The sequence below is a fragment of the Citrobacter sp. UYEF32 genome (assembly GCF_040546205.1).
Taxonomy (GTDB): Bacteria; Pseudomonadota; Gammaproteobacteria; order Enterobacterales; family Enterobacteriaceae; genus Phytobacter; species Phytobacter diazotrophicus.
This window is the reverse complement of record NZ_JBEPNI010000002.1, coordinates 795,898-821,922: the sequence shown is the minus strand read 5'-3', so window position 1 is coordinate 821,922 and position 26,025 is coordinate 795,898. Positions and strand designations below refer to the sequence as shown.

General features: G+C 54.3%; 27 protein-coding genes. 13 read left to right on the top strand and 14 right to left on the bottom strand.

The genetic code is table 11. From position 1 onward, the window contains the following. Positions 1-119: 119 nt before the first annotated feature. From ABIB59_RS08320 to ABIB59_RS08280, 9 genes are all read left to right on the top strand, one after another. Positions 120-293 (top strand): con-10 family general stress protein, encoded by a 174-nt coding sequence (locus tag ABIB59_RS08320; RefSeq protein ID WP_064572407.1) that lies wholly within the window; start codon positions 120-122, stop codon positions 291-293. A gap of 202 nt (positions 294-495) precedes the next feature. Beyond that, positions 496-681, top strand: a complete 186-nt coding sequence (locus ABIB59_RS08315; RefSeq protein WP_125124805.1) for a hypothetical protein — start codon at positions 496-498, stop codon at positions 679-681. Positions 682-1,386: 705 nt separating this feature from the next. Further along, positions 1,387-1,569 (top strand): con-10 family general stress protein, encoded by a 183-nt coding sequence (locus tag ABIB59_RS08310; protein ID WP_039079287.1) that lies wholly within the window; start codon positions 1,387-1,389, stop codon positions 1,567-1,569. 103 nt (positions 1,570-1,672) lie between these two features. Next, positions 1,673-2,170: a YciE/YciF ferroxidase family protein gene (locus ABIB59_RS08305; protein WP_071194890.1), complete on the top strand. Its 498-nt coding sequence runs from the start codon at positions 1,673-1,675 to the stop codon at positions 2,168-2,170. Between the two features lie 72 nt (positions 2,171-2,242). Beyond that, positions 2,243-2,749 (top strand): ferritin-like domain-containing protein, encoded by a 507-nt coding sequence (locus ABIB59_RS08300; protein ID WP_039079289.1) that lies wholly within the window; start codon positions 2,243-2,245, stop codon positions 2,747-2,749. A 21-nt stretch (positions 2,750-2,770) separates the two neighbouring features. Beyond that, the gene (locus ABIB59_RS08295; protein ID WP_039079290.1) at positions 2,771-3,646 is read left to right on the top strand and encodes a manganese catalase family protein; all 876 of its coding nucleotides are present in this window, start codon (positions 2,771-2,773) and stop codon (positions 3,644-3,646) included. 69 nt (positions 3,647-3,715) lie between these two features. Further along, positions 3,716-5,116, top strand: a complete 1,401-nt coding sequence (locus tag ABIB59_RS08290; RefSeq protein WP_354034921.1) for a cytochrome ubiquinol oxidase subunit I — start codon at positions 3,716-3,718, stop codon at positions 5,114-5,116. Then, entirely contained in the window at positions 5,116-6,126 is a 1,011-nt protein-coding gene (gene cydB / locus ABIB59_RS08285) for a cytochrome d ubiquinol oxidase subunit II (RefSeq protein WP_296433151.1), read from the top strand. Before ABIB59_RS08290 ends, cydB begins: the two co-directional genes overlap by 1 nt. Next, a complete protein-coding gene (locus tag ABIB59_RS08280) occupies positions 6,126-6,260 on the top strand; it encodes a DUF2474 family protein (protein WP_082027085.1) in 135 nt (44 codons plus the stop codon). The genes cydB and ABIB59_RS08280 overlap by 1 nt, the downstream gene beginning before the upstream one ends. Positions 6,261-6,274: 14 nt before the next feature. Here the strand turns inward: ABIB59_RS08280 and ABIB59_RS08275 are convergent, their stop codons facing one another. The 7 genes from ABIB59_RS08275 to ABIB59_RS08240 all read right to left on the bottom strand — a co-directional run bounded on the left by ABIB59_RS08275 (position 6,275) and on the right by ABIB59_RS08240 (position 17,309). Then, positions 6,275-6,769, bottom strand: a complete 495-nt coding sequence (locus ABIB59_RS08275; RefSeq protein WP_039079293.1) for a 2-oxo-tetronate isomerase — start codon at positions 6,767-6,769, stop codon at positions 6,275-6,277. Between the two features lie 53 nt (positions 6,770-6,822). Next, positions 6,823-8,016: a zinc-dependent alcohol dehydrogenase gene (locus ABIB59_RS08270; RefSeq protein ID WP_193795911.1), complete on the bottom strand. Its 1,194-nt coding sequence runs from the start codon at positions 8,014-8,016 to the stop codon at positions 6,823-6,825. A gap of 276 nt (positions 8,017-8,292) precedes the next feature. After that, positions 8,293-9,276, bottom strand: coding sequence for a cytochrome d ubiquinol oxidase subunit II (locus ABIB59_RS08265; protein ID WP_354034918.1), 984 nt, complete (start codon positions 9,274-9,276; stop codon positions 8,293-8,295). Then, a complete protein-coding gene (locus tag ABIB59_RS08260) occupies positions 9,273-10,655 on the bottom strand; it encodes a cytochrome ubiquinol oxidase subunit I (protein WP_354034916.1) in 1,383 nt (460 codons plus the stop codon). The genes ABIB59_RS08265 and ABIB59_RS08260 overlap by 4 nt, the downstream gene beginning before the upstream one ends. A gap of 1 nt (position 10,656) precedes the next feature. Further along, positions 10,657-11,136 carry a helical membrane plugin domain-containing protein gene (locus ABIB59_RS08255; protein ID WP_039079297.1) on the bottom strand — a complete coding sequence of 160 codons (480 nt, stop codon included), beginning with the start codon at positions 11,134-11,136 and terminating at the stop codon, positions 10,657-10,659. After that, entirely contained in the window at positions 11,136-14,108 is a 2,973-nt protein-coding gene (gene fdhF / locus ABIB59_RS08250) for a formate dehydrogenase subunit alpha (RefSeq protein WP_354034914.1), read from the bottom strand. The genes ABIB59_RS08255 and fdhF overlap by 1 nt, the downstream gene beginning before the upstream one ends. 804 nt (positions 14,109-14,912) lie before the next feature. Further along, positions 14,913-17,309 carry a membrane-bound PQQ-dependent dehydrogenase, glucose/quinate/shikimate family gene (locus tag ABIB59_RS08240; protein WP_354034912.1) on the bottom strand — a complete coding sequence of 799 codons (2,397 nt, stop codon included), beginning with the start codon at positions 17,307-17,309 and terminating at the stop codon, positions 14,913-14,915. Positions 17,310-17,532: 223 nt separating this feature from the next. On the opposite strand from ABIB59_RS08240, the gene ABIB59_RS08235 reads away from it, so the two are divergent. The 3 genes from ABIB59_RS08235 to ABIB59_RS08225 all read left to right on the top strand — a co-directional run bounded on the left by ABIB59_RS08235 (position 17,533) and on the right by ABIB59_RS08225 (position 19,942). Further along, a complete protein-coding gene (locus tag ABIB59_RS08235) occupies positions 17,533-18,855 on the top strand; it encodes a cation:proton antiporter (protein WP_354034910.1) in 1,323 nt (440 codons plus the stop codon). A 116-nt stretch (positions 18,856-18,971) separates the two neighbouring features. Further along, positions 18,972-19,169, top strand: coding sequence for a hypothetical protein (locus ABIB59_RS08230; RefSeq protein ID WP_125124813.1), 198 nt, complete (start codon positions 18,972-18,974; stop codon positions 19,167-19,169). Between the two features lie 2 nt (positions 19,170-19,171). Next, positions 19,172-19,942 (top strand): hypothetical protein, encoded by a 771-nt coding sequence (locus ABIB59_RS08225; protein ID WP_354034908.1) that lies wholly within the window; start codon positions 19,172-19,174, stop codon positions 19,940-19,942. Here the strand turns inward: ABIB59_RS08225 and ABIB59_RS08220 are convergent. From ABIB59_RS08220 to gcvA, 4 genes are all read right to left on the bottom strand, one after another. Then, positions 19,937-20,686, bottom strand: coding sequence for a phage antirepressor KilAC domain-containing protein (locus ABIB59_RS08220; RefSeq protein WP_039079303.1), 750 nt, complete (start codon positions 20,684-20,686; stop codon positions 19,937-19,939). The genes ABIB59_RS08225 and ABIB59_RS08220 overlap by 6 nt on opposite strands. Before the next feature lie 277 nt (positions 20,687-20,963). Beyond that, a complete protein-coding gene (locus ABIB59_RS08215; RefSeq protein ID WP_354034906.1) occupies positions 20,964-21,854 on the bottom strand; it encodes an oxidoreductase in 891 nt (296 codons plus the stop codon). Between the two features lie 20 nt (positions 21,855-21,874). After that, the gene (locus ABIB59_RS08210; protein ID WP_354034904.1) at positions 21,875-22,702 is read right to left on the bottom strand and encodes an EamA family transporter; all 828 of its coding nucleotides are present in this window, start codon (positions 22,700-22,702) and stop codon (positions 21,875-21,877) included. 75 nt (positions 22,703-22,777) lie between these two features. Continuing rightward, positions 22,778-23,683 (bottom strand): transcriptional regulator GcvA, encoded by a 906-nt coding sequence (gene gcvA, locus ABIB59_RS08205; protein ID WP_039079306.1) that lies wholly within the window; start codon positions 23,681-23,683, stop codon positions 22,778-22,780. Here gcvA and ABIB59_RS08200 point away from each other — a divergent pair. Continuing rightward, entirely contained in the window at positions 23,682-23,873 is a 192-nt protein-coding gene (locus tag ABIB59_RS08200) for a hypothetical protein (RefSeq protein WP_039079307.1), read from the top strand. The genes gcvA and ABIB59_RS08200 overlap by 2 nt on opposite strands. Here ABIB59_RS08200 and ABIB59_RS08195 read toward each other — a convergent pair. From ABIB59_RS08195 to ABIB59_RS08185, 3 genes are all read right to left on the bottom strand, one after another. Beyond that, on the bottom strand, positions 23,840-24,406 hold the full coding sequence (locus ABIB59_RS08195; protein WP_354034902.1) for a GNAT family N-acetyltransferase: 567 nt from the start codon (positions 24,404-24,406) through the stop codon (positions 23,840-23,842). The two genes, ABIB59_RS08200 and ABIB59_RS08195, sit on opposite strands and share 34 nt — an antisense overlap. A 95-nt stretch (positions 24,407-24,501) precedes the next feature. After that, positions 24,502-24,957 carry a VOC family protein gene (locus tag ABIB59_RS08190; protein WP_354034962.1) on the bottom strand — a complete coding sequence of 152 codons (456 nt, stop codon included), beginning with the start codon at positions 24,955-24,957 and terminating at the stop codon, positions 24,502-24,504. Between the two features lie 156 nt (positions 24,958-25,113). Then, positions 25,114-26,025: a LysR substrate-binding domain-containing protein gene (locus ABIB59_RS08185; protein WP_354034900.1), complete on the bottom strand. Its 912-nt coding sequence runs from the start codon at positions 26,023-26,025 to the stop codon at positions 25,114-25,116.

The following is a 26,025-nucleotide window of genomic DNA, read 5'->3' as shown; positions in this document are numbered from 1 at the left end:
TGTTTCTGCGCTGCGCTTTGACGAATTTACGTGAACAGCTAGAGTTAATTCCTGAACGCGATTGATACGGTATTAGTTGTCGTATCGATTATATCAAAAACCCATACGGGAGATATAGAATGGCGGAACATAGAGGCGGCTCAGGTAATTTCGCAGAAGACCGTGAGAAAGCATCAGAAGCAGGGAAAAAAGGCGGACAGCACAGTGGGGGTAATTTTAAAAATGACCCTGAACGTGCTTCTGAAGCCGGTAAAAAAGGTGGCCAGAACAGCCACAGCGGTGATAAAAAATAACGTTTATTTTATCACCACGCTTAATACTCATTGAGCGTCCATAAACGAGTCGGTAACGGCTCGTTTACTTTTTTTGAAGCTTACTGACGGCTTTACCGATAACACTTAACCCACTGCAAACAAGGAGCTTATAACATGAAGTCATTTACCCTGCCACTGCACTGCACACGCAGTCAAACCGTAAAAAATAGGAGAGTTGTTCATGCCAGCACAAGATCCACCAGAGCAAAATGAATCGACAATAGCAGATAACACTACCGTTACTTCACCCGATATCATCACTATCCATTACTCTGATAACGACGATATACCGCTTCGTCTTGCCCCCTGGCAGTTACGTCTGGTGAGATGTTTAGCCAATCGCAAGCTACCGAATAAAGAAGAATAAAAGGCAACTCATTTTCAGCGTTATTCTCATCCCTTTTCTCCTTATTATTCTGTAACGGCCTGGTTTTATTGCATACCCGACAATACTGTCTCCTCATCACCCATTTATTTATCTCTCTGACCGGTTCAGGCACTGTCCGAATGCGACCAGTTAGTGAGTTTCCTGCTTTATCAGCATAAGGAATATGTCATTGCTACCAGATGCAGGGGAAATCCCTCTGCGCCTGCGGTTGTGTGTCTCTATAAGCGATCGTACCCAATTCTGCTGTTTCGCTTACTTTTGGAGCAGGACATGAACCACCCCTAATTAGGTATCTTTGTCATTTATCAGCAATTTATTGGGCATCCCCCCTACTGAGATAAGTCTTAAAATGATTAAAATACGTTATCAATCGCAGATAAAAAACCGGCGAGAAATGTCAATTAATGTCAAGAAAAGCCGTCAGGATCCCTGGTTTTGATAGATAGTAACCTACGTTATTAATGCATTTGCATTGAACTTTGACTTAACCCCCTTATTTGAAAAGATATATGCCAGATACCACTATCGCTTAAAATAAAACCACGAGGTTAATTTTTATTCGATAATAAGTTTACCGCTTCGCTTTGACTAATTTCAGTACTCGGCTAGTTTTTAATACGAACACCGACGACATGAGATGCAAAATATGTCGTTTTATTTAAACAACGAAACTGGAGAAATAACATGGCTGAACATCGTGGCGGTTCTGGTAATTTCGCAGAAAATCGTGAAAAAGCATCCGAAGCAGGTCGTAAAGGTGGTCAAAATAGCGGCGGTAATTTTAAAAATGATCCGCAGCGCGCCTCTGAAGCAGGTAAAAAAGGCGGTCAACAAAGCCATGGCGGCGGCCGCAAATCGGGTGACTAATTTTTCACCGATCAATTAAGTTTAACGTTTGGTTTAATAGCAATACTGATAGCGAGTCGGTTTCGGCTCGCTATTATTTTCGCTGACCTCGAGGGTAATATTTATGCAGATCAATTCACTGACTGATTTCTTTATCCATGGCCTGTCTGATATTTACAGTGCAGAAAAGCAGCTCACTCGTGCATTATCGAAACTTGCCCGCGAATCGTCGAATGCTGAACTCGCTGACGCGTTTAAAAAACATTATGAAGAAACGCAGGGGCAAATTGAGCGTCTCGACCAGCTCATTGAAGCCGAACCGAATATCAAGCTTAAGCGTATGAAATGCCATGCGATGGAAGGGCTTATTGACGAAGCAAATGAAGTTATCGAAGCCACAGAAAAAGGCAGTGTTCGTGATGCCGGGCTTATTGCCGCTGCGCAAAAAGTTGAACATTACGAAATTGCTTCTTACGGCACGCTCTGTACGCTGGCAAGCCAGTTAGGGCTTAAAAAAGCCTATGACCTGCTTTCCGCGACGCTTGAAGAAGAAAAAACCACCGATAATCTTCTCACAAAAATTGCCACCTCATCGATTAATAAAAAAGCCGAAGGCAAATAGACGCCCTCGTAATGCATTCGCTTAATTTCACTTACCGGTAAGTAAAAATGACGACGATGAAAGGAAAAGAATATGACCCCACAAGAGAATTATCACGACTGGTTGCGCGATGCCCACGCGATGGAAAAACAGGCCGAATCCATGCTCAACGCCATGAGCAAACGTATCGATAATTATCCGGACCTGCGCGCGCGAATTGAACAACACCTGACGGAGACTCAGGGGCAGATCACCCTTCTTGAAGAGGTGCTTGATCGCAACGGCATCAACCGCTCCATCATGAAAGATGCCACCAGTAAAATGAGCGCCATGGGTCAGGCCGCGGGCGGCATGTTTGCCTCGGACGAGATCGTAAAAGGCGCGATTAGCAGCTACGTTTTCGAGCAGTTCGAAATCGCCTGTTATACCTCATTAATCAGCGCGGCAAAAAAGGTGGGCGACACCGCAAGCGTTGCAACTTTTGAGCAAATCCTCGCCCAGGAAGAGGCCATGGCCGACTGGGCACTTAAACATCTGCCGGATGTGACCGAACAATTTTTACTGCGTGACGCCGCCGACGGCGTCGAAGCGAAAAAATAACACGACATATCAGGAGAGACTATGTTTCGACACGTTAAACAGTTGCAATATACCGTTCGCGTCAGTGAGCCGAATCCCGGTCTCGCCAACCTTTTACTGGAACAGTTCGGTGGCCCGCAAGGCGAATTAGCCGCAGCCTGCCGTTATTTTACCCAGGGGCTGGGGGATGATGATGTCGGTCGCAAAGAGATGCTGATGGACATCGCTACCGAAGAACTGAGCCATCTGGAAATCATCGGCTCTCTCGTGGGTATGCTCAATAAAGGCGCTAAGGGCGAGCTTGCAGAGGGGACGGAGAACGAAGCAGAGCTTTACCGTTCGTTAACGCAGAACGGGAATGACAGCCATGTCACCTCCCTGCTCTACGGCGGCGGCCCGGCTTTAACGAACTCTGCGGGTTATCCCTGGACGGCGGCGTATATTGACACCATTGGTGAAGTGACGGCAGATCTGCGTTCGAATATCGCGGCCGAAGCACGTGCCAAAATTATCTATGAGCGCCTGATTAACGTCACTGATGATCCGGGTGTGAAAGATGCGCTGAGCTTCTTAATGACCCGTGAAGCCGCGCATATGCTCTCTTTTGAGAAAGCGCTCTATTCGATTCGCAACAATTTCCCGCCGGGCAAATTGCCGCCTATCGAACAATACACCAACGTCTATTACAACATGTCCGAAGGGGACGACCCGCGTGGCAGTTGGAATAGTGATGAAAACTTTGAGTACGTTGCCGATCCGCAGCCTGCCGTTGATGGTGGCGATGGTTTAGCCTCTGTCACGCTCAGCAAAGAGCAGCAGGCGCTGGTGAAAGCCATGGCTAAACGTACCCAGTCTGACCCTTCTGTCGACCCCCTAACCGGTGCCGAACTCGGAAATGGGGAACCACAACCCAAATAACATCAGCAGTCGCATGCCTGTGTTATTCACCCCTTAGCCAAGGGGTGTTTTTTTGATAAGGGGATCGTGATGTTTGAATTAGATGCCTTTCATCTGGCAAGAATACAATTCGCTTTTACGGTCTCTTTTCATATTCTCTTTCCGGCTATCACGATTGGGCTTGCCAGCTATCTCGTGGTGCTGGAGGGGTTATGGTTAAAGACCAAAAACCCTGACTGGCGCGCCTTGTATCATTTCTGGTTAAAAATCTTTGCGGTTAACTTTGGGATGGGGGTGGTCTCCGGTCTGGTCATGGCCTATCAGTTCGGAACCAACTGGAGCGGCTTCTCGCAATTTGCCGGGAGTATTACCGGCCCTTTGTTGACCTATGAAGTACTAACGGCCTTTTTCCTTGAGGCCGGGTTTTTAGGGGTGATGCTCTTTGGCTGGAATAAGGTAGGCCCCGGTCTGCACTTCTTCGCGACCTGTATGGTGGCGCTCGGCACGCTGATGTCCACCTTTTGGATCCTGGCGTCCAATAGCTGGATGCACACGCCGCAGGGGTTTTCGATTGTAAATGGTCAGGTGGTCCCTACCGACTGGTTTAAGGTCATCTTCAATCCCTCTTTCCCTTACCGTTTACTGCATATGACGATTGCCGCCTTTTTAAGTAGCGCCCTCTTTGTCGGCGCCTCTGCGGCCTGGCACTTGTTGCGTGGCAATGACACCCCTGCCATCAGAAAGATGTTATCGATGGCGATGTGGATGGCGCTGGTCGTCGCCCCGGTGCAGGCCTTTGTGGGCGATATGCATGGGCTCAACACCCTTGAGCATCAGCCGGCCAAAATAGCCGCCATTGAAGGACACTGGGAAAACCCGCCAGGCGAAGCCACTCCTTTATTACTTTTCGGCCTGCCGGATATGGAGGAAGAGCGCACACGTTACGCTGTTGCCATTCCCGCGCTGGGCAGTCTGATTCTGACTCACTCTCTACACGACCAGGTTCCGGCGCTAAAAGACTTCCCGAAAGCTGACAGGCCAAACTCCACCATTGTGTTCTGGTCTTTCCGCCTGATGGTCGGGATGGGGCTGCTGATGATAGCGCTGGGTATTCTGTCGCTGTGGCTGCGATATCGACACCGCTTGTATACCTCAAGGCCCTTTCTGCACTTCGCGCTGTGTATGGGTCCGGCTGGTCTTGTCGCCCTGCTTGCCGGATGGGTGACAACGGAATCAGGCCGCCAGCCCTGGGTTGTCTATGGCCTCCTGCGCACGATTGACGCCGTCTCGTTACACAGTACATTGCAGATGAGCCTGAGTCTGGCGACATTTATTATCGTCTACACCTCCGTCTTCGGTGTGGGATATGGCTATATCGCACGCCTGATTAAAAAAGGCCCGCAGCCGTGGGATGAGCACCCCACCGACGGCAGACCCGCACGCCCGCTCTCTGCGGCTGGCGAGAGCTTACAGACCGGGGAGAGAAAATAATGGGTATCGACTTATCGCTTATCTGGTTTGTCATTATTGTCTTCGCCACGCTGATGTATATCGTGATGGACGGCTTTGATCTTGGCATTGGCATTCTTTTTCCCCTGATCACGGACGAGGGGGAACGGGACGTCATGGTCAATAGCGTCGCACCGGTCTGGGATGGCAATGAAACCTGGCTGGTGCTCGGCGGCGCCGGGCTGTTTGGGGCCTTCCCCCTCGCCTACGCGGTGATCACCGACGCACTGGCTATTCCCCTGACACTGATGCTCATCGGCCTTATTTTTCGCGGCGTTGCCTTTGAGTTTCGCTTTAAAGCGACACCCCACCATAAGCCCTTTTGGGACAGAGCCTTTCTCGCAGGATCTTTACTTGCCACCTTTACGCAGGGGGTGGTCGTTGGCGCGGTGATCAATGGTTTTACCGTCACGGGCCGCACCTTTAGCGGCGGCGCGCTGGACTGGCTTACGGCATTTAACCTATTTTGCGGTCTTGGACTGGTGATTACCTATGGCTTGCTTGGCGCAAGCTGGCTGGTGATGAAAAGCGCGGGCGCGTTGCAGCAAAAAATGCGGGTGGCCGCCAGGACATTACTTCTCGGTTTACTGCTGGCCATGGCGATTGTCAGTCTCTGGACACCGCTCACCCACGAAGCGATCGCGACGCGCTGGTTTAGCTTCCCTAATCTCTGGTTTTTTGCGCCCGTTCCGTTGCTGGTACTGATTTTAAGCGTGGGGTTATGGCGTACCTTACATAACCCGCAACACCATACCCTGCCTTTTATATTGACCCTGGGGTTAATTTTCCTCGGTTTTAGCGGACTCGGCATCAGCATATGGCCAAATATTATTCCTCCTGATATTTCGCTATGGCAGGCGGCATCACCGCCGCAAAGTCAGGGATTCATGTTGGTGGGGGCGCTACTGATTATTCCCGTCATCCTTGTCTATACCTTCTGGAGCTATTATGTGTTCCGCGGGAAAATTGAACATGGGGAGGGTTATCATTGATGAACAGTAAACAAAGCGGCGCAGTGAAAAAAGTGATGTGGTTTATTTCACTGTGGTTTGGCAGTGTGCTGGCGTTATTTATCGCCAGCACACTGATTAAATTATTGATGACGATGGCAGGTCTGCATACCTGACGAAAGAAATGCGCTTACTGATCATCCGCTAATAGCATAATTAAGGTGCCTAATGAATAACTGGCGGCCTGTTTTATAACCGATTCACTGTCACCTTCAAAATGTTTTACTTTAGCGACAATGACATTGTCAGGAAGTTGCCAGGCAAACCAGACCGTCCCGGCCGGGGTGCCATCTTCACCACCATCCGGCCCGGCATAACCGCTGACGGCCAGGCTGACATCCGCCCCGGAGTGGGCGATAGCGCCGGAAACCATCTCCTTCACCGTCTGTTCACTCACCGCGGTATGGGCTGAAATTGTCTCTTCTTTGACGCCCAGCACCGTGATTTTCGCGCCATCCGTATAGGTGATAAATCCACAGCCATAAAACGAGGGCGTATCGTCAGAAGCACAAAGCGCCGAGGCGATTAACCCACCGGTGCAGGATTCGGCCGTCGTCAATCGTAACTTCTTTTCAGTGAGCAATCGCCCCAGTTCGTTGGCGATAGATAAAGCGGGTGTTGTCATTATTTTCCTCCTGTCATCCACATGGCGGTTGCGCAGGCAACCGCCCTTTCCCATCAGAGGGTTGCTTTTTCCGCGCTCAGGCCCGGCACCAGAATAACCTTACGGCACTCCTCCTGGCGCTTATCGAAGATTTCATAGCCCCGCGCCGCCTCTTCAAGCGGAAGATGATGTGTCACAATCTCTTCCGGAGAGAGGTGGCCCTGGTCGATAAGCTCAAGTAAATCAGGCAGGAAAGCATGGACGTGGGTTTGGCCCATTTTGAAGGTCAGCCCTTTATCAAAGGCATCGCCAAACATAAATCCGTGGATAAATCCGGCATAGACGCCAGGGACGCTGACAATACCGCCACGGCGCACGGCTGCGATGGCTTGCCGGAGGACCTTGCCGCTACTGCCTTCAATCTTGAGGTTGCTCATGACGGTCTCGGTCAGGCTGCCTTTCGCTTCAAAGCCAACCGCATCGATCACCGCATCGACACCGCGATGGCCCGCCGTGTTTTCAATGATCCAGGCGGCGGGATCATCATTCTTATCGAAATTAATGGGAATGGCGCCATAGCGTTGGTGGGCATACGCCAACCGATAATCATTGTGATCAATGATAAAAATCTGCTCGGCCCCATTCAGTCGCGCACATGCCGCCGTCAGTAGTCCTACCGGTCCGGCGCCGTAGATGGCCACGCTTGACCCCTTTTTTATCTCCGCGTTTTTCACAGCCTGCCAGGCCGTTGGCAGGATATCGGAGAGGAAAAGCACTTTTTCATCCGGCAAGTGTGCGGGGACTTTAAACGGCCCGGTGTTGGCTTTCGGGACGCGAACATACTCCGCCTGCCCGCCAGGAATACCGCCATAGAGGTCACTGTAGCCAAACAGGGCCGCGGGCGGCGTAATGCTCTTACGGTTCAGTGCTGCGCCCTTCCCGCTGTTGGTGTTTTCGCAGGCGGAGTATTGCTGCAGTCGGCAGAAAAAACAGTCTCCGCAGGCAATCACAAATGGAATAACAACGCGGTCGCCTTTAGTGACATTTTTGACTTCCGGGCCCGCTTCAACCACTTCGCCCATAAATTCATGACCAAAAATATCACCATGATGGGTGCCCGGTATTTTACCGTGATAGAGGTGCAAATCTGAGCCGCAAATAGCCGTTGCGGTTACACGCAGAATAATATCATCCGGGGCCTCAAGACCAGGGTCGGGCATCGTATCCACTTTAACGTTATGAGGTCCATGATAGGCGAGTGCTTTCATAGGCGCGTCTCCTGATTAACGGCTTTGAATAAACAGAACGGTAAATGTTAGGTATTAATCTGAATTATCTGCCGCCTTTTATTAAGGCTGCATCGATTACGCTCCATCTTATTTACCCATTAAGAATATAAAGGATAGAACAAAAATTAAGTTTCCATTCATTGTTCCTCTCCGTAGACAATAAAATAAAAACAACAAGCGCAGCGGAATATGCTTTGAAAAAATCAGTCTATTTATTCACCATGACGAAAATGTCTGTTTTTTATTGGCGGGCAGCTAATGTATCTTGCCGCTAAATACGCGAAAGACCCAGGTGTTATAGGCTAAGGTTATCGGCGCCAGCAGACCAAAGCAGAGTAGAAGAAATTGTTGCGTCTTCACCGGTGCCGCCGCCTGTTGAATCAGGAGATTCACGGGCACAATAAAAGGGAACAACGTAAAGGCCAGCGCCGCGAACGCACAACTGACCAGTATCTGAATGGCGGCCATCGACAAGAACACATAGTGCCGTGAAAGGCCAATCCACAGCACCGCAAGCCCGGCAGACGCAATGGTTAACAGCGGCCCCCACAGCCAGGGGTTGAGGAGATGCTGCCGCCAGGTCTCATGGAGAAAAATGGTCCAGACCAGTAACCCGGTCACAAGAACCAGCGTCAGGGCGCTAAGCCAGGGAATAGCGCGCCTTGCCCGGTATTCCAGACTGCCCGTACAACGCCAGTTCAGCCATCCCGCTCCCATCAGGCAGTAGCCCGTAATCAGGGCAATGCTGCAAAAGAGGGGGAAAGGGCCCAGCCATTCCCACCCCGTCCCGGTAAACTGTTGACCGTCGTTGGGGAGTCCCATAATCAGACTGCCAACGATGACACCCTGAGAGATGCTTGCCAGTAATGAACCGCCCACCAGCATCGTGTCGAAGAGGCGTGGCGCATAGTGCCGGTATTCAATGGCCATGCCGCGCGCCACAAGCGCCAGCAGCATCATAAAGACCGGCACATACAGCGCGCTAAGCATAATGGCATAGGCCAGCGGAAACAGCCCCAGCAGGCCCCCTGCCGCCAGCACCAGCCAGGTTTCATTACCATCCCATACGGGCAATAAAGAGAGGTTAAGCTGATGGCGGGCGTCGGCATCGCGCTGGAATGCGCATAACATGCCCGTACCTAAATCGGCGCCATCGAGTAAAACATAGACCCACAGGCTCCCCGCCAGCGCCGCAGCAGAGAGGGTCTGTAACCAGGGAAGCCCCAGAAGTTCACTCATTCTGCGCCCCCCTGCCCTGTACGCCTGGCGACATCCGGCATTGCCCCTTCTTCGTCCCGTTGCGGCGGGCGTGACAAAATGCGCAGCAAAAACCACAGCCCAAGCCCAAACAGCGCGAGATAGACCGTCACAATACACACCAGAGAACCCAGCACCAGCGATGGCGATACGGGCGAGGCGCTCTCAGCCGTGCGCAGCAGACCGTACACAGTCCACGGCTGTCGCCCGGCTTCGGTCACCACCCACCCGGCCAGCATGGCGACAAACCCCGCCGGGGCCATCAGCACCATCAGGCGAAGCAGCCAGCGTGCGTGAAACAGACGGCGGCGCAGGCGCACCACCAGGCCGGCAACCCCGGCAAAGGTCATCAGCAGCCCCAACCCAACCATCATCCGAAACGACCAGAAGACCAGCGGAACCCAGGGCAACGTATCCTGGGGGTACTGATTGAGGCTATGAATTGTTCCCTGCAAATTGTGGCGCAGGTACAGGGAACCCACATCCGGTATCGCCACCTCATAGTGGTTGCGACGGGCCGCCATATCCGGTATGGCAAACAGGCGCATCGGTTCGCCCTCGCCCGGCGGCGGCGGGTTCCAGTTGCCTTCGATAGCCGCCAGTTTCACCGGCTGGTGATCGCGCGTGTTTTCACCGTGCAGATCGCCCAATACGATTTGCAGGGGGGCCATTACGACCAGCATCCACATGGCGAGAGAAAACATATGCCGTGCCGCCGGATGGCGTGCATCGCGCAGCAAGTGCCACGCACCACAGGCCGCCACCAGGCAGGCGGTGCCGAGCATGGCGGCCGCGACCATATGCGCCATCCGCCACGGAAACGAAGGGTTTATAATCGCCGCCCACCAGTCGACAGGCTCAAAACGCCCCTCTGCACCTATCACAAAGCCATCCGGTGTCTGCATCCATGAATTTGCCGCGAGGATCCAGAAGGCGCTGAAAAACGATCCCAGCGCCACAATAGAGGTCGCCATAAAGTGGACCCACGGGCGCACCTTGCCCATTCCGAATAGCATAACCCCCATAAATCCGGCCTCAAGGAAAAAGGCCACCAGTACTTCCATATAGAGCATCGGGCCCAGCACGGCCCCCGTGCGGCTGGCAAGCCCGCTCCAGTTGGTGCCGAAGGAAAACTCCATCACCACACCCGTCACCACGCCAACCGCCACATTCAGGGCAAATATCTTGCTCCAGTAGCGCCACAGGCTCAGCCAGACCTGCTGCTTTCGCCAGAGCCACAGGCCTTCAAGCACCATCAAAAATTGCGCCAGCCCAAGGGTAAAGGCGGCCAGCACAATATGAAAGCCGATGGTAAACGCAAACTGACCACGAGCCAGCAGCAGTGCGGTTTCCGGGCTCATGCTAGGCGTCGCTGGGTTTGCCGGTATATGAAGAGATGGGCTTATCGACCTGCTCCTCCATCCGGCGGGAAAAGGCTTTAAGCCCGTTAAGAACAGGCTGCAACGAGCGCCACAGGTCGTCATCCTGCAACATTTTCCAGACTCCCTGCACGCCGGGCGCCTTTTGCTCGCGGGTCTGTTCAGGCTGGCTCAGCGCATCCGCCATATCCCGCAGGCCAAAGGCCAGTTTATAGACCCGATCCGGCGGCAGAGAGGAGAGCGCCAGAACAATGACCGACACATTCTGGATGACATTGAGTGTGCCTTCCCGTTGCAGCCCCTTCACCAGAACCTGCGCGACCTCGTTATTCGCTGCCACCAGATCGTTGACTAAACGCAATACACCATGCTGGTGCAGGGTCTCCAGCAGACGTTCCAGTTCGTCGTGGGCGTCCGGCCCGATTTTTGCCGGTTCCGGCTGATACTCTATCGATTTCGCCATCAGAATCTCTCCGGATGTGGTTCATGCGCCGGTGGCTCGTCATAATCATCACGACGCCATTTCTCCTCCACGGGCACTTTGTTAATGGGGGTGCGCTTGCCGTGGCGGAAATTGTGTGCGGGTAAGGGGCCAGGGTGAGCAGGCCGTTGCAGCGGCTGCAACTGAACGGCGATTTCTTTATAGGCAGGCGTATTCACCGCCGGATCGTGATGCTCGCCGGTCAGTTGATTAATCCCCGGCTTGCCCTGATGGATAGAGATGAAAAGCACGTTACCCTGCACCCGATCCGTCACGACAATCGGGACATCAAGCGTTCCCCTGCGCGAGCTCAGCCTCACCCAGTCGCCCTCATTCAGGCTGCGTCCCGCCGCCAGTTCGGGGCTCACCTCTACATACCATTCGGGCGAGAGGCTGATCGTCCGCCCCCCTCTGCCGCTCTGGTTGGTCGACTGGAAGTGTTCGAGCATGCGGCCATTGTTCAGGATAAGGTCAAATTCGGCGTCAGCCTCTTCCGCAGGCGGCTGCCAGCTCAGGGGATAAAGACGGGCACGTCCGTCGGGGAATTTAAAGCGCTCGGTGTAAAGTAATGGCGTACTGACGCCCTCAGGGCTCACCGGCCAAATCTGTGATTTCCAGCCTTCCAGGCGCGCGTAGCTGACCCCGGCAAAACTTTCGGCAATCTTTGCCACTTCGTCCATGATCTGCCCCGGATGGGTATAACCCCAGTCATACCCCATTTTCGCGGCCAGTTGCGTGAGGATAAGCCAGTCCGGTCGGCTGTCGCCGAGCGGCGGCATCACCGGATAAAACCGCTGGATGCGTCGCTCGGTATTCACGTAGGTGCCCTCTTTTTCCACGCTCGGGCACCCCGGCAATACCACATCGGCAAACTGCGCCGTGCGGCTGAGAAAGAGATCCTGCACTACCAGGAAATCGAGCTCCGTAAAGCCCTGATGCACATTGGTTGTATCCGCGTCAGAAAAGGCGGTCTCCTCACCGATCACATACATCGCGCGAAGTTGATCGCTGGCCGCCAGCTTGACCATCATAAAATTGTCCTCACCCACGTCGAGTGAGAGTTTTTCTGGTGCCACGCCCCATGCCCGCGCCCACTTCTCGCGCACCTGCGGGTCGCTGACCGATTCGTACCCCGGATAGAAATTTTTCAGGCAGCCGAAATCACTGGCCCCCTGTACGTTGTTGTGACCACGCATCGGGTAGCCCCCCGTTCCGGGGCGGCCATAGTTACCGGTCACCAGCAGCAGGTTGGACAACGCCGTACTGGTATCCGCGCCATGACTGTGTTGCGTTATCCCCATCGCCCACAGGATGCACATGCTTCCCGCCAAGCCTATCAGTTCCGCCGCTTCGCGCAGCGTGTTTTCCTGGATACCGGTAATTTGCGCGGCATAGTCCAGGGTAAACGGGGCCAGCGAATGGCGATACGCCTCCACGTCATTCACGCGTGCGGCAAGAAACGCCTCGTCGGCATAACCGTGGTCAAACATGTAGCGCGACATCGCAGATGCCCATACCAGGTCGGTGCCTGGGTGGATACGCAAATGCAGATCGGCGCGTTCTGCCATCTCATGACGGCGCGGATCGACAACCAGCAATTTTTGTCCACGGTGTTTGCGGGCGGATTTCAGTTTCGAGGCAATAACCGGGTGGTTCTCTGCCGTGTTGCTGCCCACAATCACAATCAGTTCCGCCTGTTCCAGGTCATGTATCGTGCCTGCATCGCCGCCATAACCTACCGTGCGAAAAAGCCCCTCGGTCGCCGGGTTCTGGCAATAGCGCGATGAGTTGTCGACACTGTTCGTGCCGATGATCAGTCGCGCGATTTTTTGCGTCAGGTAAGCCTCTTCATTGCTGCCTTTACTGGAGCCTATAAAGCCAATGCTGTCCGCCCCTGTTTCATCACGGATAGCCAGCAGGCGTTGCGCGACGAGGGTGAGCGCCTCCTCCCAACTTGCCGGGCGAAAACGGTCATTTTCGCGGATAAGCGGCGTGGTCAGGCGTTCCGGGCTATTGATGAAATCCCACGCGAACTTGCCCTTCACACAGGTCGAAATGCCATTCACCGGCGCATCAATCACCGGCTGCACTTTAAGGAGATGCCGGTCGCGGGTCCACATTTCGAAACTGCACCCCACGCCGCAGTAAGTGCAGACCGTCTTGGTGCGTTTGATCTCCGGCTGTCGCAGATGGGTATCAATAACTGAAATGCCGGAAATAATTTCTGCCCCGGTGGCATTCTCCAGCGTTTTGATAACATCAATCAGCGGACGTTTCAGGGACTGGCGCATAGAGGTGAACGGACCGGCATCGGGCTGCATGGTTTTTTCGAGCAGCGCGTTACACGGGCAGACCGTGACGCAGTGACCGCAACTGACACAGCTTGAGCCCGCGATGCGGTTACCGCCGTCCCATAACACGCGCGGATGTTCCATCGTGTAATCGATGCTCAGCGTCTCGTTGACTTCAACGTTCTGGCAGGCCTCCACGCAGCGCCCGCACAGGATGCATTGATCGGGGTCATAGGTGTAAAACGGATTGGATTCGTCTTTCACATAAGGCTTGCGCTGGAAAGGGTAACGCTGGATAGGGATATGCATGTCCACCATGGTGTTATGCAGCGTGCAGTCACCGGTATTGTGTTCGCAGACGGTGCAATAGAGTTCATGCTTTGCCAGCAGGCGATCCATCCCCTCCTCTCTGGCGACACGCGCATGTTGGTCGGCGCTATTGATGACCATCCCATCCTGGCTACGCAATGTACAGCCTCTGACCAGCGTCCCCTCCTGTTCAACCCAGCAGACATCGCAGGTTTGCAGCGGCTCCAGCGCCTGGTGATAGCAGACGTGGGGCAAGGTGATATGGCAGGCATCAAGAAAATCGATAAGCGGCATGTCCGCCGGGCCGACAAGGGCCTTGCCGTCGTAAATGACGGTACATTTTTGCAGGCTCATTTTGCTTCCTCAGACCAGTCATGTACGCGCACTCCCGTTTGGTAAAATGCGTTACGTCTTATCCTGATGAATAACGCGTTTTTACTCACGCCATGGGTGACGTATCTGTTATGGCAGTTAAAAAGAGTTTTTTCTAAACCGAGTGGCAAAGCCGGGAATATTCCGTCTGTCTGTTTGTTGTGAAAAAATCGTAGTGAAAAAAACACTGTCGCTCTAAAAAAGAGTATGAGCAAACGTTACAAAACGAAGCGGTAAAATTGTGCCGGAGCAATAAAGAAAATGGTTTGTATTAGTTGGCCCGATATACTTTTTATCCGCATACGTTAATGCATCTGATTATAGATGCCCGAATCAGCTAAATGGCGCAGACAGGCTCACCCTCAGAAAAACGTAAGACGCCCGCTTACGACAAAGTCACAACTCATTGACTATAAAATATAAAAGGCCACACAGCGTGGCCTTTAGACTCTTCTATTTTTTATCCGGATCAGGTTTCTTATCACCGGACTCTGGTGCTTCACGGGGATCATCTTTCTCAATATACAGCATAAAAACCGCCTCCTGTTTTCAATAAGAGATTAACTATAGACGGTCTCATGAAAAATAAGCCAGGCGGCAAGCGCCATGTTAAATCCAAAATACCGTTACGCTTGTTGAAATATTGCATGAAGATTGCGCGTAAATAATGCCAACAGAAAAGAGAGTTACATCGATAGTTCCCCTTTTCTGGCCCGATAAAAAAGACCTGCCGAATAAGCAGGTCTGAGAATTAAAATAAAGGATGACGGCCTGATAAACGCTTAATCAGGGTAAGGCATACGCCATTAACGCGTCTCCGGAGCGGGTTCCCAACCCCCCATGCCCACCGGCAGCGATAACCACATACTGTTTGCCATCATCGCCCTGGTAGGTCATTGGCGTTGCCTGCCCTCCTGCCGGAAGCCGTGCGCGCCAGAGCTCTTTGCCGCTGGCCTCGTCAAACGCGCGCAGGTAATCATCCGCTGTGGCGCCGGTAAAAATCAGCCCACTTTGGGTGATGACATTTCCCCCCATCATGAAAATCCCGGTCGGCAGGGGCAGATTGGTATGGGTGCCGAAAATGTTCATATCGCGGGTGGTTCCCGCCGGACGCTCCCAGATAATCTTTTTGCTCACCAGGTCGATGGCGTAGATTTTCCCCCACGGCGGCGCGTTGCACGGGGCATCCAGCGCGCCCAGCCAGGGTTTAACGATGGCCGCCCAGGGGGTGCCATATTGCGGCCCGACGGAAAACTCTTTCGGTTTGGGATAGGGTTTTCCACTTCCCCAGCCGGCCCATTTCTGCATTAATCCCTGCTTGATCGCCTCTTCGCTTTTCATTACCTGCATGGTGAATGGGATATAGCTGGTATTGGCAATCAGCACATGATGGCGCGGATCGACAGAGGCGCCGTACCAGTCAATCACGCCGTCAAAGGCCGGATAGGCAATGGACGTGCCCTCTGCAGGCGGCGTGAACTTACCCTGATAGCGGTAACGGTGGAACTGGATGCGACACCAGAGCTGATCAAAGGGCGTGGCACCCCACATATCGGTTTCGCGCAAATCAGCCGGAGAGAGATCCGGCATCCCCACGGAGTCAGGTTGTGTTGCCGATAAACGCTCGCCAGGCAGCGAGGGATGCTGTGGAACGGGCTTTTCGTTAACCTGCGCCAGCGGTGTGCCCGTTCGTCGGTCGAGCAAGAACAACTGTCCCATTTTGGTGGTCTGCACCAATGCGGGTACCGTTTCCCCCCCCTCAGCGGGCAGGTCAATTAACGTTGGTCCAATGGGCACATCATAATCCCAGACATCATGATGTACCGTCTGGTAGTGCCAGCGTTCCTCCCCGGTGCGGATATCCAGCGCCACAATGGCGCTGGAGTAACGGTCATCAAAGGGGCGTCGACCCGCACCATAATAATCAGGCGTGGCATTGCCCAACGGAATATAAATCAACCCCAGTTGAGCATCCGCGGTATAGGTTCCCCAACCGTTCGGCGTCCCGCGCGTATAGTTCTCACCCGGGTTAAGCGGCGCGGTGGGCGGGTTACGCCCCATATCCCAGGCCCAGGCCAGTTCACCGCTGTTGACATCATAGGCCCGGACAACGCCGGAGGGCTCGCCGGTAGACTGGTTATCGTATATCCAGCCCCCCAGCACAATGCGTCCATCCATCACCATCGGCTGTGAGGTGATGAAATGGAAACCGGGCGGCACATCGCCCAGATGATCGGTCAGGCTGACAAAGCCATTCTTACCGAAGTTTGCACAGGGTTTACCCGTCTGTGCGTTGAGCGCCACCATACGGGCATCCGACGTGGTCGTGATAATTTTTTGCGGGCAAACTGTATCATCGGTATTTTCGCTCCACGCCGCGCCGCGGCAGGCCAGATACTCATTGGCCGAGGTATCGTTCTGCGGGTCGAACCGCCACAGCATCTTACCCGTCGTGGCATTAAGCGCGATCACCTGGCGATGGGGCGTACAGATATAGAGCGCATTACCCACCTTGATGGGCGTCACTTCAAGGTTAAATTCACGCCCGGCTTTGTCTTCCCCCTTTTGCATGACATCGCCAGAGTCAAAGCGCCACGCCAGTTTCAGTTGCGCGACATTCGCAGGCGTGATCTGCGCCAGCGGTGAATATCGCTGACCCTCAGCGGTGCGCCCGTAATATTTCCAGTCCTTTTCGCCGTCTGTCAGGGCGGTTGTTTTCTCCGCCGGAAACGGCTGATGATGGACAAAACGCGCATCCGAAATCTGCCAGCCGCTCCAGAAAATGCCGATAATCGCGACCACATACACCAGGGCGATGGCGCTGCCATTTCGTCTGGCTGGCGCAGAGCGCGTCAGAGGGCGAACCACCCAGGGCATGCTTACCCACAAGCCCAAAATCGCAGGCAGCAGTAAACGAGGCATCAGTTGCCAGCCATCCAGGCCGACTTCCCACAAAGACCAGATGACGCACAGGACAAAGGTGAAAAGATAAATCCAGACCCCGGCCAGACGCTTTCTCCACAACAACACGCCGCTGAACAGGAAGCCGCAGCCAAAAAGCAGATATCCGGGCGAACCGCCAATAAAGGCCAGCCAGCCGCCGGGCAGCAAAAATGCGAGTCCGAAAAGGGTCACCAGAACACCGGTGACGCGCGCCCATAAAGGCGATGTAGTCTGTGACACAACCCACCTCTTTTGTAAATTCATGTCAATAAAGCTTAGGAAATTTCACATAAGGCGTATTTAAAACCAGAATCAGGAGTATCCAGGCCATACAATTCATTTACTTTCAAAGAGATGAAGTCACTGCTTGTTCTTTGTGCTCACTGTCCGACCTGGAAGAACGCCCGGTTAAGGGCTATACCCTTTCGATGAACAGACGCTGTGCTGAGGATTGAGGAGGTGTATGGGATATCTGGCGTGGACCGCAGCAACCGGTGGGTTATTACTTTTGATGTCGTTGTCCTATGGGTGGATTAGCCGCGTACCGGTCCCCGTCTTTGGGCTGTATCTTATCGTCGGTATCGGCTGTGGCCCCTGGGGTCTTGGCCTGATCAATCTTGATATCGTCCAACACGCCTCCTTAACCAGCCGAATAACCGAGATTGCGATGGCGGCCTCGTTGTTTATTACCGGCCTTAAAATTCGCCTGCCGCTCAGCTCCCCGTACTGGAAAATGGGGTGGATGCTGGCCCTGCCCGGTATGCTGTTAACTATCGCAGGCATCATGGTCGCGGCACATTTTCTGGCAGATCTCTCCTGGCCCCTCTCGCTGGCGTTAGCCGCTATCCTGGCCCCCACCGACCCCGTGCTGGCAAGTCTGGTGGCAATCAATGACGCACGCGACGGCGACCGGCTGCGCATCGCGTTATCCAGCGAGGCCGGTCTGAACGACGGTACCGCCCTGCCGTTTCTGATGCTGGCGGTGGTCTGGTATAAAGCAGGCGGTACGATCGGCGCCGATGAATGGCTACGCTGGGTGAGTGTCGATCTGGTCTGGGCGCTGATTGGCGGGTTAGCGATCGGCTTTCTTCTTGGCAGAGTCATTGGCCTTGCAGCCACCCATTCCCGCCATGCGCAAGGGGAAGTCGCCCCCAGCGATTTCATCGCGCTTTCCCTTATCTGTCTGAGCTTCTCGCTGGCCATGTCGGTGAGTGCGTCCGGTTTTTTGGCGGCGTTTGCCGCAGGTGTCGGCTTGCGTAGTGCGGAAGTGAGCGTGCAGAAACGCCATTCTGAGGAAGACGACCATGATTTACCTGCGGAAATGCAGGTAAATCCCCATACCCGACATGCGCTGGAAGAGCGCAACCCAATAAAGCAAGTTGGTCTCGTCATCGGCGATGCGTTGTCTTTTGGCGATACGGTAGAGCGTTTGCTGGCGGCGACGCTGGTCATCGTTCTGGGGGTGACCTTCGCATTACACTGGGACGCCACTGCCCTGATGCTGGCATTGATTATCTTTGTGGTCGTCCGGCCACTGGCGGTATTCATCCTGACATGGCGCACAAACGAATCGCTGTTTCATCGCATAAGCCTCGGGTGGCTCGGTATTCGTGGCATCGGCAGTCTGAACTATATCGCTTATGCCTGGGTTCATGGCCTGGCGGGAAGCGAGGCAAGCAGGATGGTGGATATTGCCATTACGGTTGTTACCCTCAGCGTATTTATCCATGGCATATCGGTGACGCCTTTGTTGGCGCTGCGCCGCAAACGTGAAGAAGACCAGTAAAGCGGTGTTTTCACCGGGTAGCGATAATCTGGATTTTCTTCCCATCCTCGTCTTCACGCCTGCTGCAACCAGAAGAGTTTTCACTTGCCTCTATACTTAGTGCCGGAGGTCTTTTGATGAGAACGTTTTTTAATTCTTTATTTGCCAGCCCGGACGCCTTATTGCAGGTGATGAGCCACAGTGAAATTCAGGACGCCATTGAGGATGGCGAGCGGATCGTTGTTGACGCAGATGGTAACACGTCGGTGAATATCCACTGCCAGAAGGTGCAGGATGATTTCAAACGGCATGTCGATGCGTTAAAGAGGGCTTAGGGATGGGCACAGCGATTTTTATGGTTTTGATGGTCTGTGGTTACTGGTACAGCTCCCATGACCTCTCCACCCGTTTCAAATTCAAACGTAGCTTTGGCTGGGATGTCTATTTCCTTGTCGCCCTGTATGGCTGCGTGTTTGTTTTGCAGGGTATGCTGGCTACCGGCGTTTTATGGCTGGCGCTGTTGACAGGCTCACTCGTCACCAATGCGTTACCTGGCATTTTTGGCCCGGAATATCACCACTGGCATATGACGTTTATGAACTGGACCTTTTTAGGCATCCAGGCACCGGTAGTTATTATGCTGGCTTTCGCCGTCGTTTTTTGTTTGTGGCGTTCTAACTGGTCGCCAACCGCCCGCCTTGATACCAGCGGGCGCAGGGAGTTGTATAAGCATTTGTCCCGCGCCAACGGCGTTGAGGGGCTGGTTTACCAGTGTATGGAGAAAGGCGATCTCGCCTGGATAACCCTGACATCGCAGCGCATCTATATTGGCATGATCCACACCGCCACCTTCGACAGCGCGGATGCCAATAACATTGTGCTGATCCCGATGCTGAGCGGTTATCGTGACCGCGAAACCCTGGACCTGCACGTTGAGCACAACTACAGCGCATGGTACGACGCCCATGATATCGACGTGCGCGCGGCGGTAGATTTTCGCAAAGTCCTGCTTCTGTCGCAGGTGGAAAGCTTGTCACTATTCCACCCGGCGCAGGTAATGGCGATGGGCATTCACAAAAGCACGGACACCCCGGCGCAGCACTTATAGCCAGTTGCGGCCTGGCGCGCTGGGTTCAGTACGTTCAGGCGGGCGCAGATCTATCTGACGTGAGGCAAGATGCCCTGCCCACAGCCCGGCAATCCACTTCACGCCCCGCGCGGTAAAGCGCGCCTGTGACCAGGTGCGCTGATTTTCACCGACGCCATCGTGCACCGTAAAATAGCCCGCCTGGCTATACTGCTTCGCCGGCAGTAACGTCCCGCTGACGCGCTGCATGATATTGCGCTCCAGCAAAAACTGACGAAACTCGGGCTCTTTTGCCTTGAGCATTTTACAAAGCTGGCGGAAACCCAGCGACTCATCGACATTGACGAACCAGTCAAAAAACTCAGCCTTTGGCAGTGTCAGCGCGAGCTGCGCTTCTGCCTGCTGACGCTTTTCATACTGTTCGGCCCAGGCGTGAGCCGCCGCCGCAGGGTTGGTGAAGTCCGGCAGATTCATGGTTTGTTCGCGCTCTTGCCATTTGTCCAGGATATCGGCGGTAAAACCGGGTGAGATACGCGCCACGGTCAACACGGAATCCCGCTTGTTGAGCAGGAACTCCTGACGCATCTCCCCTTCCCGTTCATAGAGCTGCATCTGTACCGGTTGCGACAAACGCTGCGTTGTCTCGAGGCTTTTGACCATGCGTTTGACTTCGTTGTGGGCTATCCCTGTCAGCTTTGCGATTTCACGGCTGCTCATCCTCGGCGACCGATCGTTCAAATTGAGAGTGTCCAAAGGAATCACCATAGCGTTCACCACTTATGCTAAAAAACAACCAACTTGCAGAATTAGTATACAATTACCTGGTTAAATATCCAGTATAATTTTAAAGGAAAAGGTAGTTTTTGGGGAAGGCGATAACGCCTGTCTGTGCAGGTTAGTTCTGCTGCCCTTGCAGGTCGCAGCAGCGGGATGGATTATGCGCCGTTTAGCTCACGCTGAGGACACGCGACCAGGCCGTCTTCGGGGAAGACGGCTTAAAAGAGGCGGCGCTCGCAGAGGTCAATCATCAATCCGGCGCGGATCAGCCCGGCCCTTCGCTGCCCGCCGCCAGCAGAGGGACCAGCACATCGCTGATGGGAACGGGAATACCGTGAAGGTGACCATAGCGCTGTATGACGCCGTTGCGAATATCCCACTCCATTGGCCGGTTAGCCTGACGGTCAGCAAGAATCGAGGTTCCTAAATCGGCTGGCGCGCGTTTAAAACCCGCCAGAATCTCCTGCGCGACCGCGTCGTCCAGCTCCGCCCCCTCGGCCCTGGCAACAGACAGGCATTCGCGCAAATACGCCAGCGTCAGTTCACTGATATCTTCGCGGGAGAACATTCCGGCACGGCGATTGGCAAGGACCATCAAACCGGCCGCCGCATTTTGCAACAATTTACGCCAGGCGACAGAGGGGAAATCCACCGACAGCTCAACCGCGCAGCGCGTCCCCTGCAAGGCCTCCACGACCCGTTTTGCCTGTGGGACATCCGGTAGCGTCAGTCGCGGGCTGGCACGCAGCCAGACGGAGGCATCCGGTTCACGCTGCGCCGGGAACCAGACTACTGAGGGCAGTACCGTTGCGCCATTGACCCAGGGCGCAAGCTGGTTTTTTTGTTCCACGCCGTTTTGCAGCGCACAGACCACCGTATTTTCATCACACAACGCGCTCAGCCAGTCTGCGCTGTCAGCGTTCTGGGTTGTTTTCACCGCCACAAAAACCAGATCGCAGGGATGATCGATCTTCGTCGGGTCGGTCAATACCGGCCCCGGCACCACAATTTCACCCTCATCGTGACGCAACACTAACTTCGGATGCGCAGTACGTCCGCAAAGTCGCGGCGCGCGGCCAGCTTCATGCAACACGGCAGCAATGGTTGTGCCGATTGCACCGGGGCCAATTAGCGCGATGGACGGATTTTCTGACATCGTTGATTCTCCTGATTCACTTAGCCCATGATCAGTGTGCCGGTGACAATCACCACGCACGCCAGTAGTTTTCTAAACGTCAATGCTTCGCCGAAAAACAGGTAACCGAGCACCGCCACAAACAGCACGCTGGTTTCACGTAGCGCGGAAACGGCGCCCATCGGTGAGGCGGCCATGGCAAAAATAATGATGCCGTAAGCCAGCAGTGATACCAGCCCGCCTGCCGCCGCACTCAGCAAGCCTGGCTGCCAGCGAAGCAAACTTTTGCTATCACGCAGGATGATATAAAGCACCGGCATCAGCAGCCCCCAGAGCATGCTCATCCACACGGTATAAGAGAGCGCATTGCCGGAAAGCCGTACCCCCATACCATCAGCCACGCTGTAGGCGGCGATAAAAACCCCGGTCGCCAGGGCCTGTTTCACCCCCGGCATTGCCAGCCGACGCTGTTTGAATGCCAGCATCAGGATCCCGGACGAAACGAGTACGATGCCGCCAAGGGTATGAAAGGCGATTTTTTCACCGGCGAACAGCGCCGCCGCGCAGGTGATCAGCAATGGCGAAGAGCCTCGTGCAACCGGGTAGGTTTGGCTTAGCTCGCCACTCTGATAACTGCGTACCAGACACCAGTTATAGCCCACATGCAGCAGCGCGGACAGCAGCGCATATGTCCAGCTTGCGCGAGCGGGTAGCGGCAGAAACAGGGCAGCGGCTGCGCTTGCCAGCGCAATGGCAACGCACATGATGGTCATCGACCATAGCCTGTCTGCGCCCCCGTGTAAGAGCGCGTTCCAGGTGGCATGCAGCAAGGCTGCAAATAGCGTCAGCGAAATCATCGTTACAGGCATGCATTGATGCTAAACAGTCCTGACCACGATGAACAGTGAAGTGTTGTCATCCCGCCATGAATAAATACTCATACTTTAACGATACCGCCGCTGCGCCTGCAGTGACTCATCCAGTAACCAGTGGCGGAATTTCACAACATGCGGCTGGGTTTCAATCCCCTGCGGGCAGACAAAGTAATAGGCGGCCGGTGAAGGAAACCGGATATCAAAAAGCCGTGTCAGCGTCCCCTCGGCAATCTCTTTTTCCACATGTCCGCTGCGCGCCAGCGCAATACCCTGCCCGAGAAGCGCGGCTTCAATCGTCATATTGGTATCCGCGAAGCGCACGCTCTCATGCAGGACGTTGATATTGACGCCAGTTTGCTCAAACCAGGCGTCCCATTTTGGCACCAGGTCAGCGCCGTCACGCGTGAGCAGCGGGTAGCGCAGCAGTTCGGCGGGTTCAGCAGGCGTACCAAAACGCTGCAAAAGTGACGGGCTGGCGACCGGAAAAATCTGCTCGCGAAACAAAAACTCAGTAAAGAGCCCAGGATAGTTACCGTGACCAAAGCGAATAGCCACATCGGACTCGCTCCCCGCAAAATTGATGGCTTTATCCGAACTGTCCAGCGACACCAGAATCTCCGGATGTAACCGCGCCAGGGCGGGCAGGCGCGGCAACAGCCATTTCAGTGCAAACGAATAGGTGGTGTTGACACGCAATCTTACCCGACCATTTTGTTCACGCAGATCGGCAAGGGTCGTATCCAGTTTGCTGAAAAATTCGCGCACCAGCGGCGCGAGCGCTGCACCGGCAGGTGTCAGGCTCAGGGTTTTACCGCGCTGAAAAAGTTGCAACCCCCAGAGTTCCTCAAGGTTTTTTAGCTGATGGCTGACGGCGCTTTGGGTAATGAAAAGTTCTTCGGCGGCAGAGGTAAAGGTGGCATGGCGCGTGGCGACCTCAAACGCGCGCAAGGTGGCAGTGGGTGGAAGATTACGCATGCTTTTCGCTCTGTTGATGAGTAATGACTCATATGACCATAGCGGCGCATCTCTGTGCCAGAGAAATAACAGAGCCCCGCAGCCGGTAAGCGGGGTGCCCGGCAACGAACTGGCATCGAAGACGCGTGCCGGGCAAAATGATGACGTGGTGATGATTTACGCGGACGATGCAACAGAAGCCTGGCTATAGTCGCTCTGTAACAGCGCATAGAGATACTCATCACCCCACGCGCCTTTAAAGAAGATATTCTGCCGGTAATGTGCTTCGCGGCGGAAATCGAGTTTTTCCAGCAGATTCACAGCCGCTGTATTGCGGGTATCAACAACCGCGGTGAGCCGGTGCTTTGCAAAATCATTAAACAGCATCGCGATGAGGGTCCCCATTGCCTCCCTGGCAAAACCTTGCTTCTGATACGCCACATCAAAGGTCATACCCAGTTCAGCCTGTCTTCCCTCATCAAAGAAATGAATGCCGATATCGCCGATAAGCGCCCCCACGTCCAGCCGCTCAACGGCCAGTTGATACCAGGTCCCCTCGCTGTTGAACGCCAGCGAACACTGCTGCGCATATAATGTCTGCGCATCATGCTCAGTGTAATGATCCCAGCTTTGAAACCGGGCGACCTCGGGCAGGCTGCGGTAGCGCGCAATCTGCGGCAAATCAGCGGGTGTCAGTTTGCGCAATAATAACCGCGGGGTGAGTAGCGGCAACGCCTGTGTCATGGATCCTCTCTTATCGTTAATCATCCGGGCGATGGGCCGCATCGATATGTTGCAAGCCCCGCAAACGAAAATCTGCGAGGCGGTACGCTCTGTGTTTATCGTTCCTGCGCTTGGGCGCCACGGTCTACAGAGGCGATCGCTTCAAGCCCAACACGTTGGCCGAATGACAGTTCTAAGGTATTGCCGTCCGGGTCGGCAAAAAACACATAGTAACCGACGGGGTCACCCAGGTTTTCCGGTGCTTTTCTTAATACACCTTCCGCGACTGCCATCTCGGTTTTGCGGTCAATCTCTTCGCGGGTTGCACAGGCAACGCCAAGGTGACCAAAATGGCCCAGCGGCGTATCCGTTACGGTGTCCGCCTGAACCAGCACCAGCGCAAACGGGCGGGTATGATCGCTTAACCACGCGACTTTGCGCGCATCCGGAATGCCGGGTTCGCGCTGATGTACGACCTCCATGCCTGCATAGCGGCGATAGAACGCAATACTTTTCTCCAGGTCCCTGACCATAAAAGCAACATGGGTGAATCCAACATCAATATCTTTCATATCCAGAATAACTCCCTCTTGGTCCGTGGCAGTCATCATAAAAGCTCAAGTTAACTTTAGGTCAACAGCAGGCTACCCGCACCCGATCCCTAATATTTGTAGTGTCACAATCTTAAGAGAGCGGGCCTGTACGCTTCCTGACAGAGACTTTTGCTGTTAAAGCTTTTTCGCCAATGCTTCTGGATGGGGCGCTATTTCGGCAAGTAACCAGCGCTCGAAATCCTCTAATGCGGCGCTATTCGCTCCCGTTTCGCTCGGTTTGACTAAACAGAAGCGTTTGCTGAGGGTTGCGGATTCGGGCCAGGGTGAAACCAGCAGGCCACGCTTCAACTCATTTTCGACATACATCCTCGGCACCAGCGCCACGCCCTGCCTTGCCATCACGGCGGCTATTGCCATTTCGTGCAGATCGTAGCGAACCCCCTGCCCTGGGTTATCCAGGTGTATCCCCTTTTCCCGGGCATACAGATGCCACGCCTCGGGATTTTGCCGTCGGTGAATGCGCGGCAGTGCGTTTAACTGTTCAAAAATATCCTGTTGCGATAACAGCGAAGGGTGACACACCGGAACCAGTGTTTCCTGAAACAGAAACTGCGTACGCATACCGGCCCACGCGGGATGTTCAAAATGGACCACGGCGTCAAAGCCGCTTCCGGTCAGAATAAACGGGTCGGTGCTGGCGGCAATATTTAAGGTTATGTCCGGGTACAACGACGTGAAGCTATGCAGACGGGGGATCAGCCATCGGCTGGAAAAGGTCGGCAGGACGGCAATATCCAGACTCTTGCCCCCCTCGGGTAACCCCATGATGTACTGGGTATCTCTTTCGAGCCGCTCCAGCGTTTCGTGAACATGCCGGGCATAGCGTGCTCCGGCAGGGTTAAGCTTTACGCGGCTTCCTGTCCGGTCAAACAGTTTGCAGTTGAGCAGCGATTCAAGGCGCGCTATCTGGCGGCTGATGGCCCCTTCCGTCAGCGAGAGCTCCTCGGCGGCCCTGGCAAAGTTGCCGTGTCGTGCGGCGGCATCAAAGGCCTGCAGGGAAGTGCTACTGGGTATTTTTCTGCGCAT

Coding starts and splice junctions, on each gene's coding strand:
- ABIB59_RS08320 (WP_064572407.1), top strand. CDS start 120: ATGGCGGAACATAGAGGCGGCTCAGGTAATTTCGCAGAAGACCGTGAG.
- ABIB59_RS08315 (WP_125124805.1), top strand. CDS start 496: ATGCCAGCACAAGATCCACCAGAGCAAAATGAATCGACAATAGCAGAT.
- ABIB59_RS08310 (WP_039079287.1), top strand. CDS start 1,387: ATGGCTGAACATCGTGGCGGTTCTGGTAATTTCGCAGAAAATCGTGAA.
- ABIB59_RS08305 (WP_071194890.1), top strand. CDS start 1,673: ATGCAGATCAATTCACTGACTGATTTCTTTATCCATGGCCTGTCTGAT.
- ABIB59_RS08300 (WP_039079289.1), top strand. CDS start 2,243: ATGACCCCACAAGAGAATTATCACGACTGGTTGCGCGATGCCCACGCG.
- ABIB59_RS08295 (WP_039079290.1), top strand. CDS start 2,771: ATGTTTCGACACGTTAAACAGTTGCAATATACCGTTCGCGTCAGTGAG.
- ABIB59_RS08290 (WP_354034921.1), top strand. CDS start 3,716: ATGTTTGAATTAGATGCCTTTCATCTGGCAAGAATACAATTCGCTTTT.
- cydB (WP_296433151.1), top strand. CDS start 5,116: ATGGGTATCGACTTATCGCTTATCTGGTTTGTCATTATTGTCTTCGCC.
- ABIB59_RS08280 (WP_082027085.1), top strand. CDS start 6,126: ATGAACAGTAAACAAAGCGGCGCAGTGAAAAAAGTGATGTGGTTTATT.
- ABIB59_RS08275 (WP_039079293.1), bottom strand. CDS start 6,769: ATGACAACACCCGCTTTATCTATCGCCAACGAACTGGGGCGATTGCTC.
- ABIB59_RS08270 (WP_193795911.1), bottom strand. CDS start 8,016: ATGAAAGCACTCGCCTATCATGGACCTCATAACGTTAAAGTGGATACG.
- ABIB59_RS08265 (WP_354034918.1), bottom strand. CDS start 9,276: ATGAGTGAACTTCTGGGGCTTCCCTGGTTACAGACCCTCTCTGCTGCG.
- ABIB59_RS08260 (WP_354034916.1), bottom strand. CDS start 10,655: ATGAGCCCGGAAACCGCACTGCTGCTGGCTCGTGGTCAGTTTGCGTTT.
- ABIB59_RS08255 (WP_039079297.1), bottom strand. CDS start 11,136: ATGGCGAAATCGATAGAGTATCAGCCGGAACCGGCAAAAATCGGGCCG.
- fdhF (WP_354034914.1), bottom strand. CDS start 14,108: ATGAGCCTGCAAAAATGTACCGTCATTTACGACGGCAAGGCCCTTGTC.
- ABIB59_RS08235 (WP_354034910.1), top strand. CDS start 17,533: ATGGGATATCTGGCGTGGACCGCAGCAACCGGTGGGTTATTACTTTTG.
- ABIB59_RS08230 (WP_125124813.1), top strand. CDS start 18,972: ATGAGAACGTTTTTTAATTCTTTATTTGCCAGCCCGGACGCCTTATTG.
- ABIB59_RS08225 (WP_354034908.1), top strand. CDS start 19,172: ATGGGCACAGCGATTTTTATGGTTTTGATGGTCTGTGGTTACTGGTAC.
- ABIB59_RS08220 (WP_039079303.1), bottom strand. CDS start 20,686: ATGGTGATTCCTTTGGACACTCTCAATTTGAACGATCGGTCGCCGAGG.
- ABIB59_RS08215 (WP_354034906.1), bottom strand. CDS start 21,854: ATGTCAGAAAATCCGTCCATCGCGCTAATTGGCCCCGGTGCAATCGGC.
- ABIB59_RS08210 (WP_354034904.1), bottom strand. CDS start 22,702: ATGCCTGTAACGATGATTTCGCTGACGCTATTTGCAGCCTTGCTGCAT.
- ABIB59_RS08200 (WP_039079307.1), top strand. CDS start 23,682: ATGCTTTTCGCTCTGTTGATGAGTAATGACTCATATGACCATAGCGGC.
- gcvA (WP_039079306.1), bottom strand. CDS start 23,683: ATGCGTAATCTTCCACCCACTGCCACCTTGCGCGCGTTTGAGGTCGCC.
- ABIB59_RS08195 (WP_354034902.1), bottom strand. CDS start 24,406: ATGACACAGGCGTTGCCGCTACTCACCCCGCGGTTATTATTGCGCAAA.
- ABIB59_RS08190 (WP_354034962.1), bottom strand. CDS start 24,957: ATGAAAGATATTGATGTTGGATTCACCCATGTTGCTTTTATGGTCAGG.
- ABIB59_RS08185 (WP_354034900.1), bottom strand. CDS start 26,025: ATGCGCAGAAAAATACCCAGTAGCACTTCCCTGCAGGCCTTTGATGCC.